The sequence below is a fragment of the Paracidovorax konjaci genome (genome assembly GCF_900112675.1).
GTDB lineage: Bacteria > Pseudomonadota > Gammaproteobacteria > Burkholderiales > Burkholderiaceae_C > Paracidovorax > Paracidovorax konjaci.
Genome location: NZ_FOMQ01000010.1, coordinates 129,111 through 151,413, shown reverse-complemented (window position 1 = coordinate 151,413; position 22,303 = coordinate 129,111). Strand labels below are relative to the sequence as shown.

Sequence of the window (22,303 nt, the reverse complement as noted above, 5' to 3'; positions counted from 1 at the left end):
ACGGCGAGCAGCAAGGCAAGCCACGACGGATTGCGATCGCTATTTGCTCGCGATCCGGACATCGGTCCTCTTTCTTGTCACAAAATGATACATTGATCGGTTCCCGGCCGAGCATGCGCGGCCGAATCACGCCAGGCACCAACCATGAAGTTTCTTATAAACGCTTTCTGCGGCATTCTTTTTCTTTACGCCAGCGCAATGGGCGCGTCTGCGACACCGGTTTTCATCCAGAGCGGTACCTGGATCGTGGATTCCGAGTTGAATGGCAAACCTGGGAGGGGAATGGCCATCGACATACAGAACCAGCAACTGGTGATGCAGGTCTACAACTACACCGCCGCGGGACAACCTACCTTTCACTTGGCTTCCGGCCCGCTGGATGGAATGCAATTCCAGGCCCCACTGAAGCAGTACAGGGGTGGCCGATTCTTTGGCAGCGGCGACCGAACAGCCCGGGAGGAGCAATCTCTTGGTGATGTCCGCATCCGCTTCGAAAGCTCTACATCGGGGTTCATACGGTTTCCAGGGGAACCCGAGGTCGCCATGTCCCGCCTCAAGTTCGACGAGGCGCCGCAAGGCTCATTGCTCAAGCCGAACTTTCGGGAAAGCTGGATAGTTGCAGAGTTTGATGAAAGATACCCTCTCAAGCCTATGCGGAAAATTGAGATATACAGAGACCCCAACAATGGGAACAAGGAATCTCTGCAAGTGATTGGCAGTCACGCTTATGAATCCACTTTTCAATTCTCCGCCCCCTGTTCCGCTATGGAAGCAGATGGATGGATACGATGCGATGCCACCTTCGACAGCGTGCCCCCTGAAAAGGCGGTCTTTGAAATACGTAGATCATTGAATGGTCTTGAGGGTTTCATCACCCGGCAGGATGCGCCAGGCAGACGGAACAAACTGCGCGGAAGCAAATATTCAAACTTCAACAAGTCGAACTTCACGTCTTACAGAATGGCGAATATTGGCGACGACAGAATCACCGACTATAGAGGGGTCTTATACGAGAATGGCATCAATGTATATACCCCCGAGCCCGGAACATGGGTGATAAGCCAGGAGCTGAATGGGAAACCAGGGCGTGGCATGGCCATCGATGTGCAAAATGATGTGCTCGTCATGCAAGTATTCAACTACGAAAGCAATGGAGACCCGACCTTCCATCTTGCAGTGGGAAAAATGGAATACGGCACCTCCAACGTCGTCGCTCAACTCAAACGCTATGCGGGAGGGCGTTATTTTGGCGGCCCGCCATTGACTGGGCATGAAGCCGCTGATTCTGGCAAAGTGGAATTGGCTTTCGACTCGACTTTGTCAGGCTGGATAAAGTTTCCGGGTGAAGAGTGGCTCGCGATCGAAAAATTTCAATTTGGTTATGGAAAGAAGAATCCAGAGGCACTTCTGGGGGAGTGGAGCTTTGGAGCGTTTGATGATTGGGACTATGGAGTAACTCTGGACAGGGTGGAAGGCACTGAGGCCAAAGGCAAAAATGCGAGCTGCCACTACACTGAAGGCAAAATCAATCGATATTTAGAGTACAACGGAACTATATTCTGTAGTCTTTATGTTTTTGGCAGCGGCAGCACCGCGTTTCAGGCCGTGTCATTCGATGCAACTTCAGAAATTCGAGGGGTTCCCGCCATGTCACGCACCGTGGATAAACCAGATCTCTACAGATGGAGAAGAGGATTCGCCATACAAATCCGCGACAAAAATGGAACCCCCGTAGGTTTGGGACAGCTTCCCAAAACAGGAGGAGATGCCGACTGATCCAGTTGAGTCGCCTTGTACGATGATGGTCACGGATATGGCGAGGCAAAACCTTCTTATGACAGGGTTTTCTTGAGTACACAAAACCCGCCCACCAGCCCCCGTTGAGGATTCTCAGTACCCGGCCTTCGCGCCCGGCCGGCGCGCGGCGAACAACCCGGTGGAGCGCGCGCCCTGGCGGGCGAACCGCTCCCGCCGTGCCTTCTTCGGATCGACCAGCAGTGGCCGGTACCACTCGACGCGGTCCCCGGCCTTGAGCACCTGGTCCAGTTCCACGGCCCGTCCCCAGATGCCGCACGGCGCCGATCCATCGTCGGGCCCGCCGCAAGCGCGCAGGGCCGTCCGCACGGTCGAGCCCGACGCAAGATGCAGGGTCACCTCGCGCACCTCGCGCGGCCCGGGGGACCAAGCGACCGTGACCTCCATCAGGCCACCGGGGCCTTCTTCACCCATACACCTGCTCCGCCCGCTGGATGAAGGCATCCACCATGCTGCCTGCGATGCGGTCGAACACCGGCCCCACCAGCGCGGCCAGCGCGAGGTTGTCGAAGCCGTAGTTGAGCTGCAGTTCGACCTTGCACGCCCGTTGGCTGCCATCGCCCACGGGGTGGAAGCGCCAGTCGCCGTCCAGTTGAGAGAAAGGCCCCTTGACGAGGCGCATCTGCACACGCCGGCCGGCCTCGTGGGTGTTGCGCGTGACGAAGGATTTGCGCAGCCCGCCGAAGGAGATGCCGACTTCCGCGGTCATGCCCTGCGCGTCTTGCTCCAGCACCTTGGCATGGTCGCACCACGGGAGGAATTCAGGGTACTGGGCCACATCGGTGACGAGGGCGAACATCTCTTCGGGGCTGTACCAGATCAGGACGGACTTGTTGACGTTTTTCATGGGTGGGCGAGGACGGCGGGCCGCACGGAGGCAGCACACTAGAATCCCCCGAGGCGCGCGGACGATCGACCGATTGTAGGGAGGGCTTTCAAACTTCCCCAGGCGCCGCATCTGATCACCCATGGCCAAGAAACCCGAGACACAGTCCCGCATCGCCGACAACAAGAAGGCGGCCTTCAATTATTTCTTCGAGGAACGCCACGAGGCGGGCCTGGTGCTGCATGGCTGGGAGGTGAAGGCCCTGCGCGAGGGCAAGGTGCAGCTGACGGACGGCTACGTCGTGATCCGCGAAGGCGAGCTTTTTCTCATCGGCTGCCAGATCAACCCGCTCAAGACCGCCTCCACGCACGTGAGCCCGGATGCCGTGCGCACCAAGAAACTGCTGCTGCACAAGGAAGAGATCCGCCGCCTGACCATCAAGGTGGAGCAGAAGGGCTACACGCTGGTGCCCCTCAACCTGCACTGGACCAACGGCCGTGTGAAGTGCGATTTCGCGCTGGCCAAGGGCAAGGCCGAGCACGACAAGCGCGACACCATCAAGGACCGCGAGGGCAAGCGCGAGGTCGAGCGGGCGATGAAGAGCCGCAACCGCTGATCCTGTTTTTTCGGGCGGCACGGAATAAATCCGCCGCGCCCGGTGTTCATCCCTTCGCAGGCCGTGCATGTCGCACCGGCCCGCGCCACCAGGAGTACCACCGATGTCCCGATTCCCTTCCCTTCTCGCTGCCTCCGCACTGGCCCTGACGCTCGCCGGCTGCGCCACGTCCAGCATGCCCGGCGGCGTTGCCGCAAAGGACGGCGTGCTCGTGGGACCGAACGGCATGACCCTCTACACCTTCGACCGCGACCCGGTGGGCGGCGGCAAATCGGTCTGCAATGGCCCCTGCGCCAGGAACTGGCCGCCGCTGCTGGCCGGCACCGCCACCCCCACGGGCGACTTCAGCACCGTGCAGCGCGACGAAGGCGGCGCCCAGTTGGCCTACAAGGGCAAGCCGCTCTACTACTGGGTCAAGGACACGCAGCCCGGCGAGCGCACGGGCGACGGCGTCAACCAGGTGTGGCGCACGGCCAAGCCCTGATCCGGCGCTGCTTCCGCCCGGCGCCCCCGCCACCTTCCACGCCGCATGGACGACATCGCGCCGCACCTGCCGGGCCTGCGGCGCTACGCGCGGGCGCTCACAGGCAACGCCTGGGCGGCGGACGACCTGGTCCAGGACACGCTGGAGCGCGCCTGCCGCAAGTGGCTGCTGTGGCGTCCCGGCACCGATCTGCGCGCCTGGCTGTTCACGCTCATGCACCACCTCTACCTGAACCAGTTGCGCGCCCTGCCGCCGCAGCCGCCGCTGGATCTGGAGGACGTGCAGCACGAGCTGCCGGCGCCCCCCGCGCGGACGGACGATGCCATCGATCTCGACCGCTGCCTGCAGCGCCTGCCCGCCGACCAGCGCGCCGTGCTGCTGCTGGTCACCCTGGAGGACATGGATTACGCCACCGCCGCGCGCGTGCTGTGCGTGCCGGTGGGCACGGTCATGTCGCGGCTCTCCCGCGCACGCCAGCGGCTGCGCGCACTGATGCTGGCGTGCGGACCCGCGGACCCTGCGCAGACCGCGGCACCCGTCCCTGCCCCGCCCGGTGCCGCACGGCTGACGCGGCTCAAATGACGCCTGCCTTGCCATGACCGCGCCACACGCACCACCGCCCGGCACCGCCCCGGAGGCGATCGACGACGAGATGCTGCACGCACTCGTGGATGGCCGCCTGCCTCCCGATGCGGCGCAGGCACTGCGCGCGCGGCTGGCCAACGACGACGGAAATCACCCACCACACCGGCAGGACTGGCAGGACTGGGAAGAGCAGCGCGCGCTGCTACGTGCCCTGCATGCGGACTGGGAGCACGCGCCGGTACCGCCACTGCTGGCGCAGGCCGCCCAGGCCTGGCGCGAGCGCCGTGCCCGGCAGGCCCGGACGTGGCGCATGGCGGGCATGGCGGCGTCCTGGGTGCTTGCGTTCGGGCTGGGATGGACCCTGCAGGGCGCCGTCCCGCCACCGCCCTCCCCGGCCCCCCTGGAGGCACTGCCGCAGCGGTTCGCGCTGCAGGCCGCCGCAGCCCATGCGGTCTACCAGCCCGAGCAGCGGCACCCGGTGGAAGTGGGAGCGGCACAGCAGGAGCACCTCGTCCAATGGCTTTCCAAGCGGCTGGAGCGGCCCCTCAAGGTGCCGCAACTGCAGGCCCTGGGATATGAGCTGGTGGGCGGGCGGCTGCTGCCCGGCGATGCGGCTGCCGCGTCTACCGCCCCGAATGCCTCCACCGGCGCCCGGGCGCAGTTCATGTACCAGAACGCCGCGGGCCAGCGCATCACGCTGTACCTGGGCTCGCTGGCCGGCGCGAACCCGGCGGAAACCGCTTTCCGCTACGAGGACGAAGGGCCTGTCCCGAGCTTCTACTGGGTGGATGGGGGCTTCGGCTACGCGCTGAGCGGGCCGCTGCCGCGCGAAGCCCTGCTCGCGCTCGCGACGGCCGTGCACGCCCAGCTTTGAAGCGGCAGTAAAGAAGAAAGAAAGCCAGAAAGGCGCCGATCGCCCGGGCCGGTTTGCCTACTTCAACGCCGCGAGCGGATGCGCATGCGCGGGCCAGGGGCTGTCGAAGAACGGCTGCCATTGCGCGGGCGTGACGTCTTCGATGCGTGCCGGGTTCCAGCGTGGCGCGTGGTCCTTGTCCACCGCCAGCGCGCGGATCCCTTCCACGGTTTCGCTTTGCCCGGGCCGCAGGAAAAAGCAGTGGCGCACCATGTCGCGCTCCATGCGCAGGTCGTCCGCCAGGTCCATGCCCCGGGCGCGCCGGATCTGCTCCAGCACGACGTGCAGCATCAGGGGCGAGCGCTTGCGCAGCGTCTGCGCCGTGGCGCGCGCCCAGTCGCTGCCGGAGGACTCCAGCGCCGCCAGGATGGCCGGAACGCTGGCCTGCCCGAATGCAGCATCGATGGGGCCCGGTGCCGCTGAGAACATTGGCTCTTCTGCTATGAAATTTGTAGCAATCCAGGTTTCGACCGCAGCACCGTTGGTGAATGTGCGCGCACCCAGTTCCTGCCAGAGCCCGGCCTGTTGCTGCGCCGGCAGGCAACCGTCGGCCAGGCCCAGGGCCACGGCATCGCCCGCGCCGATGGTGTCTCCGGTCAGGGCCAGCCACTCGCCCGTGTGCCCGGGGCAGCGCGAGAGGAAATAGCCGCCCCCCACATCGGGGAACAGGCCGATGGCCGTCTCCGGCATGGCCATCTTGGTGCGCTCCGTCACGATCCGCACGGTGCCACCCTGGCTGATGCCCATGCCGCCGCCCATGACGATGCCGTCCATGAAAGCGATATAGGGCTTGCCGAAATGGTGGATGAGGTGGTTGAGCGCGTATTCCTCGGTGAAGAAGTCCTCCAGCCGCGGATCGCCCGTGCTGCCGGCCTGGTGCAGGAAGCGGATGTCGCCGCCCGCGCAGAAGGCGCCGAACGGCCCTTCCTTGTTGCTGCCGCGGATCGCCACAGCCAGGATGGCCGGATCGGCCTGCCATTGCAGCAGCAGGGCCATGAGGTCGCGGACCATGCCCAGCGACAGCGCGTTCAGCGCGCGCGGGCGGTTGAGCGTGATGAAGCCCACCTGCCCGCGCACCTCGGCCAGCACGTCGCGTTGCGTCTCATCCATTCGAAAGTCTCCTCGGGTTCTGTAAGGGGGAAAACGGTGCGCGGGAATTGTGCCGCAGGCGACGCGGTGTGCCCGGTCTCCTACAAGACCTGCGGAAACCGCTCCCTAGAATGCGCTGGCATGCCTCTTCCCCCGGTGGCACCGCACCGCTCCCCCTCCCCGACCCCCCCAACGCGCGCCCGCAGCGCACCGGCGCGCAGCTGCGCACGCGCGGCGGCCCGCCCGTCCAGCCCCTGGGAGGCCCCGCCATGGAATGGCTGAGCGATCCTTCTGCCTGGGCCGGCCTGCTCACGCTGGTGGTGCTGGAGATCGTCCTCGGCATCGACAACCTGGTCTTCATCGCGATCCTGGCCGACAAGCTGCCGCCGCACCAGCGGGACCGCGCGCGCATGATCGGCCTGTCGCTCGCGCTCGTTTTGCGCCTGTGCCTGCTGGCCGCCATAGCGCACCTCGTGCGGCTGACCACGCCGGTCTTCGAATGGGGATGGCTCTCGCTGTCGTGGCGCGACGTGATCCTGCTGGCCGGCGGGATCTTCCTGCTGTGGAAGGCCACCACCGAACTGCACGAGCGGCTGGAGGGCATCGACCATTCCGGGCCGGAGCGCAAGGAGCACGCGGCCTTCGGCGTCGTGCTGGTGCAGATCGTGGCGCTGGATGCGGTCTTCTCGCTCGACTCCATCATCACCGCCGTGGGCATGGTGCAGCACCTGCCCGTGATGATGGCCGCCGTGGTGAGCGCCATGGCGGTGATGATGCTGGCCTCGCGCCCGCTCACCGCCTTCGTGAACCGGCACCCTACCGTAGTGGTGCTGTGCCTGAGCTTCCTGCTCATGATCGGCCTCAGCCTCGTGGCGGACGGCATGGGTTTCCACATGCCCAAGGGCTACCTCTACGCGGCCATCGGGTTCTCGATCCTCATCGAATTCTTCAACCAGTGGAGGCTGCGCAACATCGCGCGGCATGCGGCGCGCATCCCGCTGCGGGAACGCACGGCGCGCACGGTGCTGAGGCTGCTGGGAGGCCAGGAGGCCGGCGGCGCGGGCGCGTCCGGCAGCCCTGCCTCGGCCGCGGTGTCCGCGGGCGCCGGAGCCGCGCTGCACGCCGGTTTCCGCCAGGAGGAGCGGGCCATGGTGCGCGGCGTGCTGTCGCTGGCCGAGCAGTCGGTGCTGTCGATCATGACGCCCCGCGCCGATGTCGACTGGCTGGACATCAGCCAGGACAAGGCCTCGCTCTACCGCCAGCTCCAGGCCCAGCCGCATGGCCTGTTCCCCGTGTGCGACCGGGGCGGCCTGGACGCGGTGATCGGTGTCGGCCGCGCCAAGGACCTGATGGCGGACCTCATCGGCCGCGGCACGATCGACCGCCACCAGAGCCTGCAGCCGCCGCTGATCGTGCCCGAGACGGTGAGCATCCTGCGGTTGATGGAAAACCTGCGCCGCTCGCGCAACCACCTGGCGCTGGTGAGCGACGAGTACGGCACCATCCTGGGCCTCGTCACGCCGATGGACGTGCTCGAAGCCATCGCCGGCGAGTTCCCCGATGCGGGCGAGGACCTGCTGGTGCAGCCCGTGGGCCCGGACCGCTGGCTGGTGGACGGCCTGGTGGATCTGCACACCCTCGCGCGCGCCGTGCGCGTGGAACGGCTGGCCCGCAGCGCGCAGGACGCGAGCACGCTGGGGGGCCTGCTGCTCGAACAGTTCGGCGAACTGCCGGAGCCCGGGCGCGCCACGGTGCTGCACGGGCTGCGCTTCGAGGTCATCGCCGTGGACGGCCGCCGCATCGCGCGGGTGGACGTGCGCCGCGATGCGCCTGCCGTGCCCGCGCCCCCGGCCTGAAACTCGCGCTGACGCAGTGGGCCGGCCCACGAAGCACAACGCGCCCCGTAGGGCGCGTCGTGCGGGCACCGCGAAACGCGGTGTGTGCGGGGCGGGGCTTATGCGCCGTCGCGGCTGGCGCGCTTGCGCTCGTTTTCCGTCAGGTGGCGCTTGCGCAGGCGCACGCTCTTGGGCGTGATCTCGACCAGTTCGTCGTCCTCGATGAACTCGACGCCGTATTCGAGCGTGAGGTCGATCGGGGGCGTGATCTTGACCGCGTCTTCCTTGCCGCTCACGCGGAAGTTGGTCAGCTGCTTGGTGCGCGTGGCGTTCACGACCAGATCGTTGTCGCGGCTGTGGATGCCGACGATCATGCCTTCGTACACGGGATCGTTGGCCTTCACGAACATGCGGCCGCGGTCGTCCAGCTTGCCCAGGGCGTAGGTGAAGATTTCACCGTCGTCCATGGAGATCAGCACGCCGTTCTTGCGGCCGCCGATGGCGCCCTTGTGCGGCTCGTAGCTGTCGAAGATGTTGGAGATGAGGCCCGAGCCCCGCGTCAGGTTCAGGAACTCGTTGGTGAAACCGATCAGGCCACGGGCCGGGATGCGGTATTCCAGGCGCACGCGGCCACGGCCGTCGGACTCCATGTTCACCAGTTCGCCCTTGCGCTCGCCCAGGGCCTGCATCACGCCGCCCTGGTGGCCTTCCTCGATGTCGGCCGTGACCAGCTCGATTGGCTCGTGGCGCACGCCGTCGATGTCGCGGAACACCACGCGCGGCTTGGAGACGGCCAGCTCGTAGCCTTCGCGGCGCATGTTTTCCAGCAGGATGGTCAGGTGCAGTTCGCCGCGGCCCATGACTTCGAAGATGCCTTCTTCATCGGTCTCGTTCACGCGCAGGGCCACGTTGTGCTGCAGTTCCTTCTGCAGGCGGTCCCAGATCTGGCGGCTGGTCACGAACTTGCCTTCGCGGCCTGCCAGGGGCGAGGTGTTCACGCAGAAGTTCATGGTCAGCGTGGGCTCGTCCACCTTCAGCATGGGCAGCGGAGCGGGGTTGGCGGCATCGGTCACGGTCACGCCGATGCCGATGTCCTCGATGCCGTTGATCAGCACGATGTCGCCCGGGCCGGCCAGCGGCGTCTGCATGCGGTCCAGGCCCTGGAAGGTCAGGACCTGGTTCACGCGGCCCTTGAAGCTCTTGCCGTCCGGGCCTTCCATGACGAGCACGTCCTGGTTGGGCTTGATAGTGCCCTGGCTGATGCGGCCCACGCCGATGCGGCCCACGAACGTGGAGAAGTCCAGCGCCGAGATCTGCAGTTGCAGGGGCGCCGAAGCGTCGCCCGAATTCGGCGGCACGTGCTTCAGGATGGTGTTGAACAGGGCCGACATGTCCGGGCCCCACTGCTCGCCCGGAGCGCCTTCTTCGAGCGACGACCAGCCGTTGATGCCCGAGGCGTACACCACCGGGAAGTCGAGCTGTTCATCCGTCGCGCCGAGCTTGTCGAACAGGTCGAACGCGGCGTTCACCACCTTGTCGGGGTTGGCGCCGGGCTTGTCCACCTTGTTCACGACCAGGATCGGGCGCAGGCCGAGGGCCAGGGCCTTCTTGGTCACGAAACGCGTCTGGGGCATGGGGCCTTCCTGCGCATCGATCAGCAGCACCACGCTGTCGACCATGGAGAGGGCACGTTCCACTTCGCCGCCGAAGTCCGCGTGGCCCGGGGTGTCGACGATGTTGATGTGCGTGCCTTCCCAGCTCACGGCGCAGTTCTTGGCCAGGATGGTGATGCCGCGCTCTTTTTCGATCGCGTTGTTGTCCATGACGGTATCGACGACCTTCTCGTGGTCGGCGAAGGTGCCCGACTGCCGCAGCAGTTGGTCCACCATGGTGGTCTTGCCATGGTCGACGTGCGCGATGATGGCGATGTTGCGGATTTGTTTGCTCATAGTGCTTCCAATGTGCCGCGCTCTGCCGGCGGCGTGTTGATTTCCAGAATCTGATCGATCTCCAGCGGGCTCAGCAGCCGCCCCGGCACCAGTTCGCCGCCGACGGTGTGCGCCACGCCCAGCAGCGCGCGGGGCGCTTCGCCGAACACGGCCACCTGCGGCGCATCGGGCCAGGATCCGCGGCGGCGCACGCCGGAGAGAAAGCGCGCCGCATTGTCGCGGTCCAACGTGACAGGCACGTGCCGTGCCAGCAGGGTCTCCACCGGCTGCACGCACGCCAGGCGCGCGGCCTCGTCCATGGCTTCGAGCGCTGCCAGCGTCACGCAGCGCTCCACACCCAGCCCGCCCGTATCGATGCGGCGCAGAAAGGTGAGGTGCGCTCCGCAGCCCAGCGCGGCGCCGATGTCCTCGCCCAGCGTGCGGATGTAGGTGCCCTTGCTGCAGGTCACTATCATTTTGATAGCGAACTCTTCAATGTTTCCGGCGGCAAGGGACAGTTCCAGGGCATGGATCACCACGTCGCGCGCGTCGCGCTCCACGGCGATGCCCGCCCGGGCGTATTCATAGAGTGCCTTGCCGTCCTTCTTGAGGGCGCTGTGCATGGGCGGCACCTGCCGGATCGGCCCGGTGAACTGCCGCTGCACTTCGGCAAGGCGCTCGGGCACGAGCCGTGCCGGGTCCACGTCGCAGCGTGCGACCACGTCGCCTTCGGCATCGCCCGTGGTGGTGGTCACGCCCAGCCGCGCCACGGCCTCGTAGGTCTTGGGGGCGTCGAGCTGCAACTGGCTGAATTTGGTCGCCGCGCCGAAGCACAGCGGCAGCACACCCGATGCCAGCGGATCGAGCGTGCCGGTATGGCCGGCCTTCTCCGCGCGCAGCAGCCATTTGGCTTTCTGCAGCGCGTCGTTGCTGGACAGGCCCAGGGGTTTGTCGAGCAGCAGCACTCCGTGCACCGGACGCCGCTGCACCCGGATGCGGGGAGCGCGTGCGGTCATGCTTCCTCGTCGTCTTTGGAGCGGGAGGCCACGGCACGCGCGATCAGAGCGTTCATGTCCGATGCACGCTCGGTGGTGCGGTCGAACATGAAATGCAGCGTGGGCACGGTGTGGATGTGCAGGCGCTTGAAGAGGCCGTTGCGCAGGAAGCCCGCCGCCTGGTTCAAGGCGTCCTGCGTGGTGTCGGCGTCGCCCACGAGCACGCTGAAGAACACCTTCGCATGCGCGTAGTCGGGCGTCACCTCCACGGCCTGCAGCGTGACCATGCCGATGCGCGGGTCCTTCAACTCGCGGATCAGCTCGGTCAGATCCCGCTGGATCTGGTCCGCAACCTTGAAGCTGCGGTTGGGCGTGGATGATTTCTTGGCAGCCATAGTTAGAACTCCGCAGGATCACCGCACCTCGCCAGCACCCCGCCCGTACCCTTCGAAGGGCCGCGGACCAAGCCATGCCAGCGGACGCCGTGGAACTGGCTTTGCCAGGCCACCGGCGTCGTCCCCCTCGAGGGGGAAGGCGCGAAGCGACGCAGGGGGTGCATCACAAGGTTCTCGCGATTTCCTTGATCTCGAAGAACTCCAGCTGATCACCTTCCTTGATGTCGCTGTAGTTCTTGAGCTTGATACCGCACTCGAAGCCTTCCTTGACTTCCTTGACGTCGTCCTTGAGGCGGCGGACCGACTCGACTTCGCCCGTGTAGATGACCACGTTTTCGCGCAGCAGGCGGAAACGGCAATTGCGCGTGACCTGGCCCGAGGTGACGTACGAACCCGCCACGGTGCCGATCTTGGAGGCCACGAACACGGTGCGGATCTCGGCGGTACCGATTTCCTCTTCGCGCTGCTCGGGAGCCAGCATGCCGGACATGGCTGCCTTCAACTCATCCACGGCGTCGTAGATGATGTTGTAGTAGTGCAGATCGACGTCGTTGGTCTCGGCCGTCTTGCGCGCGCCGGCATCGGCACGCACGTTGAAGCCGATCACGATCGCCTTCGAGGCGATGGCCAGGTTGACGTCGCTTTCGCTGATGCCGCCCACACCCGCATACACGAGCTGGACCTTGATCTCGTCGGTCGAGAGCTTGAGCAGCGAGGCGGCCAGCGCTTCCTGCGAGCCCTGCACGTCGGCCTTGATGATGATGGGCAGGTTCTTCACCTCGCCCGCCGTCATGTCGGCGAACACGTTCTCCAGCTTCGCGGCCTGCTGCTTGGCGAGCTTCGTGTTGCGGAACTTGCCGGCACGGTAGGTCGCGATCTCGCGGGCACGGCGTTCGTCGGAGAGCACCATGAACTCGTCGCCGGCCTGCGGCACGTCGGAGAGGCCCTGGATTTCCACCGGAATGGACGGTCCCGCCGACTTGGTGGGCTTGCCGTTCTCGTCGAGCATGGCGCGCACGCGGCCCGAGGTCTGGCCCGCGAGCACCACATCGCCCACCTTGAGCGTGCCGGACTGCACCAGCACCGTCGCCACCGGGCCGCGGCCCTTGTCGAGCTGCGCTTCGATGACGAGGCCCTTGGCCATCGCTTCGACGGGTGCCTTCAGTTCCAGCACTTCGGCCTGCAGCAGCACCTGTTCGAGCAGGTCGTCGATGCCCATGCCGGTCTTGGAGGACACGGGCACGAAAGGCGATTCGCCGCCGTACTCTTCAGGCACGACCTCCTCCACCACCAGTTCCTGCTTGACGCGGTCGGGGTTGGCATCGGGCTTGTCGGCCTTGGTGATGGCCACGACGATCGGCACCTTGGCAGCCTTGGCGTGCTTGATGGCTTCCTTCGTCTGGGGCATGACGCCGTCGTCCGCCGCCACCACCAGGATGACGATGTCGGTGGCCTGCGCACCGCGGGCCCGCATGGCCGTGAAGGCCTCGTGACCGGGGGTGTCGAGGAACGAGACCATACCGCGCGGCGTTTCCACGTGGTAGGCACCGATGTGCTGCGTGATGCCGCCGGCCTCGCCCGCCGCCACCTTGGCACGGCGGATGTAGTCCAGCAGCGAGGTCTTGCCGTGGTCCACGTGGCCCATGACGGTCACCACGGGAGCGCGCGGCAGCGCCTCGGCCTGCTGGCCGGACACGTCCTCGTCGGGGAAGGCTTCCGGATCGTCCAGCGCGGCCACGACGGCTTTGTGGCCCATTTCCTCGACCACGATCATGGCCGTGTCCTGGTCCAGCGGCTGGTTGATGGTGACCATCTGGCCCATCTTCATCAGCGACTTGATGACCTCGGACGCCTTGATCGACATCTTGTGCGCCAGCTCGGCCACGGTGATGGTCTCGGGCACGTGCACTTCGATGATGCGCGCCTCCACCGGCGCGGCGGCCTGGTGCGGATGGTCGTCGCGGTCGCCGCGGCGGCCACGCGGGCCACTGCGCCAGTTGTTGCGGCCAACGCCGCCGCTGGCATCGCCGCGGGTCTTGATTTCCTTCTTCTTGCCGGCAGGATCGCCCGCCCAGCTCGACGAGAGCTTGGCCGACTTCACTTCCTTGCCGCCGCCGGCGGCCGGAGCGCCCGCTGGAGGACGTGCCCCCGGCGTGGCTGCGGGCTTGTGCAGCGTGCCCTTCTTGGCATCGGCGGCCACTGCCGGCTTGGGCGCGGGCTTCGGCTCTTCGGGCTTCTTGGCGACCAGCACCTTCTTGGGCGCGGCCATCATGGCGCGGATCGCCTCGGCTTCGGCGAGGGCCTTGCGGCGGCGATCGTCCAGATCGGCGGCGCGGGCGGTTTCCTCGGCCGTGCGGGCCTTGGATTCTGCTTCGGCCTTGGCACGGGCTTCTGCCTGCGCGGCAGTGCGGGCCGCAGCCTCGGCAGCGGCCTCGCGGGTGGCTTCTTCGCGCACGGCGGATTCCTGGGCCTTGCGCTCGGCCTGCTGCATCGCGTAGGCGGCTGCACGCTCCTCGGCTTCGCGCTCGCGGCGTTCACGCTCTTCGCGTTCACGGCGCTTCGCGTTCAGCTCCTGCTCCTGCTGGCTGATCAGGTCGGCCTGGTGGCGGGCTTCTTCCTCGCGGCGGGCCAGGTCCTGCTCTTCGGCGGAAACCGGGGCCGGCATCTCGGCCTCCGGGCCGTCGGTCTGGCCTTCGGCCACGTCGTCGCGCTTGATGAAGGTGCGCTTCTTGCGCACTTCCACCTGGATGGTGCGGGCCTTGCCCGTGGCATCGACCTGCTTGATCTCGCTGGTGGACTTCTTCATCAGCGTGATCTTCTTGCGGTCACCGGTGGCCGTGCCGTGGCTGGCCTGCAGGAAAGCGAGCAGCTTCTGCTTGTCCGTCTCGGTGAGTGCGTCGGTCGGGGCAGCCTTGGACACGCCAGCGGACTTGAGCTGGTCGAGCAGGGTTTCCGGCGATTTCTTGAGTTCGCTTGCGAACTCGGCGACAGTGTTACTGGACATATTCGGTTCGTACCTCCCCTGACCCTTACTCTTGCCCCGCGAACCAGTGTTCGCGTGCTTTCATGATCAAGGCCTTGGCCTCTTCCTCGGACTGGCCGGTCAGGGCGGTCAGTTCATCGATGGCCAGGTCGGCCAGATCATCGCGGGTGTGGACACCGCCCTCGGCCAGCTTGCCGATGAGCTCGGGCGTCGTGCCTTCGAGGTCGCGCAGATTCTGCGAGACGCCTTCCACGCTTTCCTCGCGGGCGATTTCCATGGTGAGCAGCGCGTCCTTGGCCCGGGCACGCAGCTCGTTCACGGTGTCTTCGTCGAAGCTCTCGATCTCGAGCATCTCCTGCAGCGGCACGTAGGCCACTTCTTCGAGGCTCGCGAAACCTTCTTCGATCAGGATGTTGGCGATCTCCTCGTCCACATCGAGCTTTTCCATGAACAGGCGGCGGGACGTGTCGGTCTCGTTCGCCTGCTTCTGGGCCGATTCGGCCGCGTCCATGATGTTGATCTTCCAGCCCGTGAGGTCGGACGCGAGGCGCACGTTCTGGCCGCCGCGGCCGATGGCGATTGCGAGGTTCTCCTCGTCCACCACCACGTCCATCGCGTGCTTTTCCTCGTCGACGACGATGGAGGACACGTTGGCGGGCGCGAGCGCGCCGATCACGAACTGCGCCGGGTCTTCGGACCACAGCACGATGTCCACGCGCTCACCGGCCAGCTCGTTCGTGACGGCGTTGACGCGGGTGCCGCGCACGCCGACGCAGGTGCCGATCGGGTCCACGCGCTTGTCGTGCGAGAGCACGGCGATCTTGGCGCGGCTGCCGGGGTCGCGGGCGCAGCTCTTGATCTCCAGCAGGCCCTGCTCGATCTCGGGCACTTCGTTGCGGAACAGCTCGATCATGAACTCGGGCGCGGAGCGCGAGAGGATGATGGGCGCGCCGCGCAGCGTGAGGTCGACCTCCATGATCATGGCGCGCACACGGTCGCCGTTGCGGAGGTTTTCCTTGGGGATCATCTCGCCGCGGCGCAGGCGGCCTTCGACGCGCCCGCTCTCCACGATGATGTCGCCCTTGTCCATGCGCTTGACGGTGCCGGTGTAGATCTTCTCGCCGCGCGACATGAAGTCGTTCAGCAGCATCTCGCGCTCGGCGTCGCGGATCTTCTGCAGGATGACCTGCTTGGCCGCCATGGCGCCGATGCGGCCGATGGGCACGGACTCGATGCCTTCCTCGATGTACTCGCCCACCTCGATGTCGGCGATGCGCTCCTGCGCGTCCATGAGCAGTTCTTCGGCGTCGGGGTTCTGCAGGCCGGCGTCATCGGGCACGACGAGCCAGCGGCGGAAAGTCTCGTAGTTGCCGCTGTCGCGATCGATCGCCACACGGATGTCCACCTCGCCGGGATAGAGTTTCTTGGTGGCCTGGGCCAGGGCCAGTTCCACGGCGCCGAACACCACGTCGCGCTCCACGTTCTTCTCGCGCGAAATGGCTTCGACCAACATCAACAGTTCGCGATTCATCGACGACTCTCCTATTTTTCAATCCCTTGGAGGCCCGCGCCCGGCGCGGCGGCCCTTGCTTCGTATGCGCTCTCGGCTCAGCCCGGGGCCGGCCCGCCCTTCGAGCCACGCCCCTTGAAGTCCACGATCGGCGCCAGGCGGGCATCGCGCAGTTCATCCAGCGTGAAGCCAAGGGCCTGCAGCGGCGCGGGCACCCTCTTCTTGCTGACCTTCTGGCCGGGCTTCACCGGCGGCTCGTCGCTCCAGACGATCTGCCAGCCACCGGACTCGGCACGCTCGAGCGTGCCGCGGAATTTCTTGCGGTTGGCGTTCACCTGCCCGGCGGCGGCCTCGCCGATGGGGGCCTTGAGCGTGATGTCGATCACCTCGCCGGCGAAACGCTGGAAATCCTGTTCGTGGCGCAGCGGGCGGTCGATACCGGGCGAGGACACTTCGAGGCGCTTGTAGTCGACACCGTCGACCTCCAGCGCGAACTGCAGCTGCCGCGTGACCTTCTCGCAGTCTTCGACCGTGACGAACTGCTCTGTGCCGGGCAGCGGAGCGGGGGCATCGGCCCCGGCGTCGGCGATGGCGGCGGGCGCCTGCCACGGCAGATCGATGGTGATGCGCAGCAGGCCGCCGGCGGAGCGATCGATCTCCACCAGGTCGTAACCCAGGCCCGCGACGGTTTGTTCAACGATCTGCTGCAATGCCACGTGTCGTTCAGCTCAGTTCCAGAAGTACAAAAAACCCGATAACCACCGAGGATCTCCCCGGCAGCTTCGAGCTCGAAGAAAAGCAAACGGCCAAAAAAAACGGGCGGTGGGGACCCGCCCGTTTGGCCGTGAAGCACGCATTGTAGCCTGCTGCGTAACGCTTTGCCAAGATGGCGGCATGCAATTTGCATTGCATCGGCGCCACAGTCCGTCAGGCCGCGGGCCCTCCCCGGGCCTGGAGGACGCGCCCGAAAACCCCCTGCGCCTCGGGATCCACCGGGGCGGCCGGGCCGCTGTCCCGCAGGCCCGACAGCAGCCGGGCCAGCACGCCGGCCTGGGGCAGCAACGGGCCCAGGAAGCGCGCCTGCGCGCCGTCGGCGATCAGCACCGTGGGGAAGGTTTCCACGTCGAGATCGCCGGCCAGGCCCTCCTCGTCCTCCACATCGACCCATTCGAAGCGGGTCTCCGGGTGGGCGGCCCGCAGTGCGTCGAACGCGGCTCGGTATTCGCGGCAGACGCCGCACCACTCGGCGCAGAGGCACACGACCCACCAGCCCGGGGCCGGGGCCGCGGAGGCGTCCCCGGCGGAGAGCGGTGCGTCGGAAGAAACGATGTCCGGCATGGATGCAACAACCTCGGAAAGACAGGATCGGGAGGACGGCGGCTACCGCAGCCGCCGCCCGCCTCAGCGGCCACGGCGCTCGCGGGCGCGATAGACGTCGATGGTAGCGACCCCGGGCGCCTGGTTGCCCCACGCGTTGCGCACGAAGGTGGCCACGGCCGCCACGTCCTCGTCGCCCAGCACCTGGGTGAAAGGGGGCATGCCATGCGGGCGGGGGTTGCCGGGGGTCACGGGGGCGTAGCCGCCCTGCAGGATGGCGCGCACCAGGTTGACCGGCGTGTCGAGCAGCACGGCCCGGTTGCCCGCCAGCGCGGGGAAGGCCCCGGGGCGCCCTTCGCCGCCATCGCCATGGCACTGGGCGCAGTGCCGGGTATAGACCGCCGCCCCGCGCTCCATCGACGCGCGGGGTGGCTCCGGGCGGGGGGCGCGTCCGGCAGCTTCGGTGGACGCTCCGGGAAGGGCGCGCAGGTAGGCGGCGATGGCGTGCAGATCCGCGCCGTCCAGGTACTGCGTGCTGCGGAAGACCACCTCGGCCATCGGCCCCGTGACCGTGGCGCGCGGCGTGGCGCCATCGCGCAACAGCGCGACCACCTCCTCGGCCGGCCAGTCGGCCACGCCGGCCTCGTGCACGGTGTCCAGGGCCGGCGCGTACCAGTTCTGCACGGGGATGAGCCCGCCGCGCAGCGCCCCGGCGTCCTGCGTGGCGCCCAGGGCGTTGCGCGGGCTGTGGCAGGCCGCGCAATGGCCCAGCCCCTGCACGAGGTAGCGCCCGCGGTTCCATTCGGCCGGGCGGTCGGGCTCGGGCTCCAGGCCGCCCGGCCGGAAGAAGAGCGCCCGCCACACCGCGAGCGCGGCCTGGGTGCCGTAGGGGAACTCCAGCGCGTGCGGGCGCGCCGGCTGGCGCACCGGCGGCAGGCTGCGCAGGTAGGCGTAGATCGCGTCGGAATCCTCGCGCGTCACATGGGTGTAGCTGGGGTACGGGAACGCCGGGTAGAGCAGCCGCCCGTCGCGCGAACGCCCGTGGTGCAGCGCGCGCCAGAAGGCGGCCGCGGACCAGCCGCCCAGCCCGGTGCCGGCATCGGGCGTGAGGTTGGTGCTGTACACGGTGCCGAACGGCGTCTCGATCCCGCGGCCGCCCGCGAACGGCACGCCGCCCACGTCGGTGTGGCAGGCCATGCAGTTGCCGGCCCGCGCCAGGTATTCGCCGCGCGCGATGGCCTGCGGGGCGGCGGCGCTGGCCGGCGGGCGGTCGTCGGCCGGCAGGGGGGCCTCTCCCCAGCGGTTCAGCACCGCGACCGACGCCGCGCACGCGCCCAGCAGCGCCGCGGCGGCGATGGCCGCAATCCGCCATCCCCGGCGCCGGCGCGCCTGCGGACGTGCCCCGCTCATGGCGCCACCCCGCGGGCAGCGGCATCCACGCCGCCGCACGGCATGGGCAGCGGCGCGCCCGCCGTGGCCGCGGGCTTGCCGGAGCCGGGCACGGGCTGGGCCGCCAGCCAGGCCGAGATGGCGCTCACGTCGTCGGCGGTGAGTTGGCGCGCCACGCGGGCCATGCAGTCGGGCGCATGCGAGCGCCGCTGGCCGGTCTGCCAGGCGCCGATCTGGCTGTTGAGGTAGTCGCGCGGCAGGCCGACGAGGCCGGGGATGGCCGGCTGCACGCCGGTCATGGCACCGCCGTGGCATTGCACGCAGGCGGGGATGCCGCGCGCCGCGTCGCCCTCGCGCACCAGCCGCCGGCCGCGTTCCAGCGCCTCGGGCGGGGCCTGGGGCGGCGGAGGCGGCGCATAGGGCAGGTCCAGCGCCGCGAAATGGCCGGCGATCTCGCGCAGGTAGGCGTCGGTCATGTGCTCCAGCAGGTACGACATCTGCGGATAGCTGCGGCGGCTGTCGCGGAAATGCAGGAGCTGGTGGTACAGGTAGCCGGCCGGCTTGCCGGCGATGCGCGGGAAATAGCCCTGCTGCGTGGCGCGCCCCTCGCGGCCATGGCAGGCGGTGCAGGCGATCACGCGGTCGGCCATGCCGGACATGCCGGAGGGCACGGGCTGCTCCGATGGCGCGGCGGGCGCCGCGGCCGCCCCCTGCTGCGGGGCGGAAGGCTGCGCGCGGGCGATGCCCGCTCCCCCCAGCGCGCCGGTCAGCACGCCGGCCAGCAGCAGGAGGCAGGCCCGGGGCCAGCGCGGACGGCAGCCGGTGGCGGCGGCAAGGCCGTGGGCCGGGGAAAGGCAAGGCGGGGCCGCCCGGGGGGCGCAGTCCTGCGAAAGGGGCATGGGCTTTGTCTCGTTGTTCTGGGAAGCCGGGCGCGCGCGGCGCCCTGCCCCACTCTACGCAGCCCGCGCCGGCACGTACAGCCCGCAGGCGGGCGCCCGCCGCGCCGCCCTGCTGCTACGCTATAAAAAACATAGCAAACTATTCAATGGAATCGGCGGCATGGAGCACAAAACACCCCAACAGCCGGTGGGCGCACGCGGAGAGCCCCCGGGCAAGGCACGCAGAGCCGCTGGAGGCCGGAGGGAGGCGCGCCCGGCGCAGCACCGGGCCCGGGTACTGCGCCACTCCGCTCCATTCACTATCAAAACCATAGCAAACTATTGAATGGAACCGGCGGCATGGAGCATGAAACGCTCTGAACCCACTCTGCAGATCCCGAGGGCCGGGTGCAGAGGCGGCGCGGCAGGGGCCCGCTCCCGCCGGTCGCCGCCCCGCGCACCGTCACGGCAGGATGTTGGCGGCGCGGGCCTTGGCCACGATGGCGTCGGCGTCGCGGCGCAGCAGCAGCCGCTGGGCCACCAGATCGTCCGCGGCGCGCGAGACGGCGGCCACATAGCCGGCCTGCGAGCCGTACAGCTCTTCGAGCGACGGCCGCCCATCCCCCGCCGCCAGGCGCGCGGACCGCGTCTTGTGGAACGGGATGAAGCTGCCGGTCAGGTTCACCAGATCGACGATGCCCGGCGTGGCGACATCGTTGAACTCGATGCTGGTGCCCAGGGGCGCCCGGGCTTCCACGCTCTGGATGCCGGCGCGCGCCAGGCCCGTGGACGGGTCCACCTGCGGCACCAGGATGGCGTAGTCCCGGCCCACCACGCGCGGGGGCAGCACGGAGGCGATGCCGGACTCGTCCTGCGGCTGGTACTGCGGCCCGAAGTCGAGCAGCGTGAAGCCGTTGTAGCGCCCGAGGTAGCGGAACTCCGGGATCGGCGTCTGCACGCCGCCCACGCTCCACGTGAGGCCCCGCATGGCCGGGAAGGCGAGCTGCGCCGGGCGCACGAGCGTGCCGTCGGCCACGCGCGGCACCTGGCTGGCCGGCGGCTCGGTCCCGCGCACGACCCAGTCCTCCAGCGCCAGGAAGAGCGCGCGGAAGGTGTCGTTGAAGTGCACCACCGTGCCCGTGGGGTAGACCGCGCGCGACGGCGCGTAGGCGATGCTCTCCACGCCGCCCGCGCCGCCGTGCTGGGTGCTGGCGTAGTAGTAGATGCGCGCGTTGGCGGGCTGGGCGATGTCGCGCTGGCCCAGCGCGTCGGTGAGCACGGGCGAGCCCTGCAGCTGCCAGAACTCGGTCCCTGACAGGCCCAGGAAGAAGCGCGGGCAGGTGGACGACGCGCTGCAGCGCCGCATCACGCCACCCTCGCGGCCGCTCACGGCGTCCACGTAGTCCGCCGCCAGGCCGCGCGGCGCGGTCTGGCCGAAGGCGGTGTGGTCGGTGCGCAGGCCACCGCCCCCGCCCGGCACGGCGAAGCGGGTGTTGACGTGGGTCTGGCGCGCGGCCACGTGGGCATAGAGGCCGTCGAACACGCGCCCGCCCTCCAGCCGCTGGTTGAAGCCCAGGTGCAGGAAGGTCTTCATCGCATTGCCGGATTGCGAGGTGCCCTGCCCGATCACGTGCGCGATGCGCCCCGCGAGCGGGTTGGCCCGGCCGTCCGCATCGGCGGCGCGGCCGCGGAAGAAGCCCACGGTGTCGCGCAGCGCGGCCAGGCCCACGCCCATGACCTTCGGATCCTTGGCCACGTAGACCAGCTCGTAGAGGTACTGCGGATCGAAGCCGCCCCTCAGGCACACGCTGGTGGGGCTGGGGGTGCCGGGGAACGCGTTGCCGGCGCCGTCGCAGGTGGCGAACTTCCATTCCGAGGCGGCCACGGGCTCGCGCGGGTCGGTTTCGTTGCGGCGGCGCGTGAGCGAGGTGCCCGGCTGCGTGTTGTCCAGGCTGGCCGGCTCGTACGGGACCATGGTGCCGTTGAAGACCCCGCCCGGCAGCGACATCGCGGGCACGGCGGCGGCGGGCACCAGTTCCGTGCGGTAGGGCCCGGTGATGCTGCTGCCGTCGGCGTTGCGGGCCACCGGCACGGTGGCCGTGAGCCGCGCGGGCGAGCTCTTGGGCACGTCGCCCTGCCAGGCCGAGTAGAGGAAGGTGTAGCCGCGCTCGAAGTACACCGCGTCGCCGGGCGTGGCGGCGGGGTTGGGCAGCGTCAGGATGTTGCCGCGGTTGGGCGCGTCGTAGCGCAGCACGCCGCTGGCCTTGGACATGTCCTTGGGCTTGAGGAGAACGAAGTCGGCGCTGTATTCCACCAAGCCGCGCGCGTTGCGCGGCGCGAGCTGCAGGTCCTGGATGACGGCGTTGCGCGGGTCGGCGGGGTCGAGTTCGCCGCGCAGGGTGCCGCTGACCTTTTCATAGGCGCCCACGCTGCCGTAGCTGCCGGGGAAATCTTCGGTGGCGGAAATCTCCATGCGCATGCGCGGGGTGCCGCTGCTGCCGCTGCCGCCGTCCCCGCCGCCGCAGGCCGCGAGCAACAGGGAGGTCGCCGCGGCCAGGGCACCGCCCCAGGCCCGCGTCCGGGTGAACGGCGGGCGGCCGCGCGCAGGAGAAAGAAGGGAATCCGATCGGGTCCGGTACATGGCATGTCTCCTCGAAAAGGACAAGGGCGGGAGCGGCGCGCGGGCGTGCGCCCGCGGCCCGCGCGCAGACGGGGAAGGAAAGGGAAAGCAGGGGAACGGGAGGA

General features: G+C 68.1%; 19 protein-coding genes. 6 read left to right on the top strand and 13 right to left on the bottom strand.

Translation table 11 applies throughout. The features are described 5' to 3' along the window. Positions 1 to 144: 144 nt before the first annotated feature. The gene (locus tag BM144_RS15670; protein WP_092954062.1) at positions 145 to 1,776 is read left to right on the top strand and encodes a hypothetical protein; all 1,632 of its coding nucleotides are present in this window, start codon (positions 145 to 147) and stop codon (positions 1,774 to 1,776) included. Between the two features lie 114 nt (positions 1,777 to 1,890). On the opposite strand, the gene BM144_RS15665 is transcribed toward BM144_RS15670, so the two are convergent. After that, complete coding sequence (locus BM144_RS15665; RefSeq protein ID WP_092954059.1) at positions 1,891 to 2,229, bottom strand: RnfH family protein; 339 nt, start codon at positions 2,227 to 2,229, stop codon at positions 1,891 to 1,893. Then, the gene (locus tag BM144_RS15660; protein ID WP_092954056.1) at positions 2,222 to 2,662 is read right to left on the bottom strand and encodes a type II toxin-antitoxin system RatA family toxin; all 441 of its coding nucleotides are present in this window, start codon (positions 2,660 to 2,662) and stop codon (positions 2,222 to 2,224) included. The genes BM144_RS15665 and BM144_RS15660 overlap by 8 nt, the downstream gene beginning before the upstream one ends. 121 nt (positions 2,663 to 2,783) lie before the next feature. Here BM144_RS15660 and smpB point away from each other — a divergent pair, with 121 nt between their 5' ends. From smpB to BM144_RS15640, 4 genes are all read left to right on the top strand, one after another. After that, positions 2,784 to 3,257 carry an SsrA-binding protein SmpB gene (smpB, locus tag BM144_RS15655; RefSeq protein ID WP_092954053.1) on the top strand — a complete coding sequence of 158 codons (474 nt, stop codon included), beginning with the start codon at positions 2,784 to 2,786 and terminating at the stop codon, positions 3,255 to 3,257. 103 nt (positions 3,258 to 3,360) lie between these two features. Further along, a complete protein-coding gene (locus BM144_RS15650) occupies positions 3,361 to 3,741 on the top strand; it encodes a COG4315 family predicted lipoprotein (RefSeq protein ID WP_092954051.1) in 381 nt (126 codons plus the stop codon). A 45-nt stretch (positions 3,742 to 3,786) separates the two neighbouring features. Then, the gene (locus tag BM144_RS15645) at positions 3,787 to 4,323 is read left to right on the top strand and encodes an RNA polymerase sigma factor (protein ID WP_092954048.1); all 537 of its coding nucleotides are present in this window, start codon (positions 3,787 to 3,789) and stop codon (positions 4,321 to 4,323) included. Between the two features lie 13 nt (positions 4,324 to 4,336). After that, positions 4,337 to 5,200, top strand: a complete 864-nt coding sequence (locus tag BM144_RS15640) for an anti-sigma factor family protein (RefSeq protein WP_092954045.1) — start codon at positions 4,337 to 4,339, stop codon at positions 5,198 to 5,200. 57 nt (positions 5,201 to 5,257) lie between these two features. Here the strand turns inward: BM144_RS15640 and BM144_RS15635 are convergent, their stop codons facing one another. Continuing rightward, entirely contained in the window at positions 5,258 to 6,349 is a 1,092-nt protein-coding gene (locus BM144_RS15635; RefSeq protein WP_092954042.1) for an enoyl-CoA hydratase/isomerase family protein, read from the bottom strand. Between the two features lie 248 nt (positions 6,350 to 6,597). On the opposite strand from BM144_RS15635, the gene BM144_RS15630 reads away from it, so the two are divergent. Beyond that, positions 6,598 to 8,184, top strand: coding sequence for a TerC family protein (locus BM144_RS15630; protein ID WP_092954209.1), 1,587 nt, complete (start codon positions 6,598 to 6,600; stop codon positions 8,182 to 8,184). A 98-nt stretch (positions 8,185 to 8,282) separates the two neighbouring features. Here the strand turns inward: BM144_RS15630 and typA are convergent, their stop codons facing one another. From typA to BM144_RS15580, 10 genes are all read right to left on the bottom strand, one after another. Continuing rightward, entirely contained in the window at positions 8,283 to 10,112 is a 1,830-nt protein-coding gene (gene typA / locus BM144_RS15625; RefSeq protein ID WP_092954039.1) for a translational GTPase TypA, read from the bottom strand. Next, entirely contained in the window at positions 10,109 to 11,107 is a 999-nt protein-coding gene (gene truB, locus BM144_RS15620) for a tRNA pseudouridine(55) synthase TruB (RefSeq protein ID WP_092954036.1), read from the bottom strand. The genes typA and truB overlap by 4 nt, the downstream gene beginning before the upstream one ends. Further along, complete coding sequence (rbfA, locus tag BM144_RS15615) at positions 11,104 to 11,481, bottom strand: 30S ribosome-binding factor RbfA (RefSeq protein ID WP_092954033.1); 378 nt, start codon at positions 11,479 to 11,481, stop codon at positions 11,104 to 11,106. Before rbfA ends, truB begins: the two co-directional genes overlap by 4 nt. A gap of 163 nt (positions 11,482 to 11,644) precedes the next feature. Continuing rightward, positions 11,645 to 14,485 (bottom strand): translation initiation factor IF-2, encoded by a 2,841-nt coding sequence (infB, locus tag BM144_RS15610; protein WP_092954030.1) that lies wholly within the window; start codon positions 14,483 to 14,485, stop codon positions 11,645 to 11,647. Positions 14,486 to 14,510: 25 nt separating this feature from the next. Next, on the bottom strand, positions 14,511 to 15,995 hold the full coding sequence (nusA, locus tag BM144_RS15605; RefSeq protein ID WP_092954027.1) for a transcription termination factor NusA: 1,485 nt from the start codon (positions 15,993 to 15,995) through the stop codon (positions 14,511 to 14,513). 77 nt (positions 15,996 to 16,072) lie between these two features. Continuing rightward, on the bottom strand, positions 16,073 to 16,690 hold the full coding sequence (rimP, locus tag BM144_RS15600) for a ribosome maturation factor RimP (RefSeq protein WP_092954023.1): 618 nt from the start codon (positions 16,688 to 16,690) through the stop codon (positions 16,073 to 16,075). Positions 16,691 to 16,901: 211 nt separating this feature from the next. After that, positions 16,902 to 17,312 (bottom strand): thioredoxin family protein, encoded by a 411-nt coding sequence (locus BM144_RS15595; protein WP_092954020.1) that lies wholly within the window; start codon positions 17,310 to 17,312, stop codon positions 16,902 to 16,904. Between the two features lie 63 nt (positions 17,313 to 17,375). Next, positions 17,376 to 18,701 (bottom strand): c-type cytochrome, encoded by a 1,326-nt coding sequence (locus BM144_RS15590; protein WP_092954017.1) that lies wholly within the window; start codon positions 18,699 to 18,701, stop codon positions 17,376 to 17,378. Continuing rightward, positions 18,698 to 19,579 (bottom strand): c-type cytochrome, encoded by an 882-nt coding sequence (locus tag BM144_RS15585; protein ID WP_245783686.1) that lies wholly within the window; start codon positions 19,577 to 19,579, stop codon positions 18,698 to 18,700. The genes BM144_RS15590 and BM144_RS15585 overlap by 4 nt, the downstream gene beginning before the upstream one ends. A 442-nt stretch (positions 19,580 to 20,021) precedes the next feature. After that, positions 20,022 to 22,199, bottom strand: a complete 2,178-nt coding sequence (locus tag BM144_RS15580; RefSeq protein WP_245783685.1) for an alpha/beta hydrolase domain-containing protein — start codon at positions 22,197 to 22,199, stop codon at positions 20,022 to 20,024. Positions 22,200 to 22,303 lie beyond the last annotated feature (104 nt).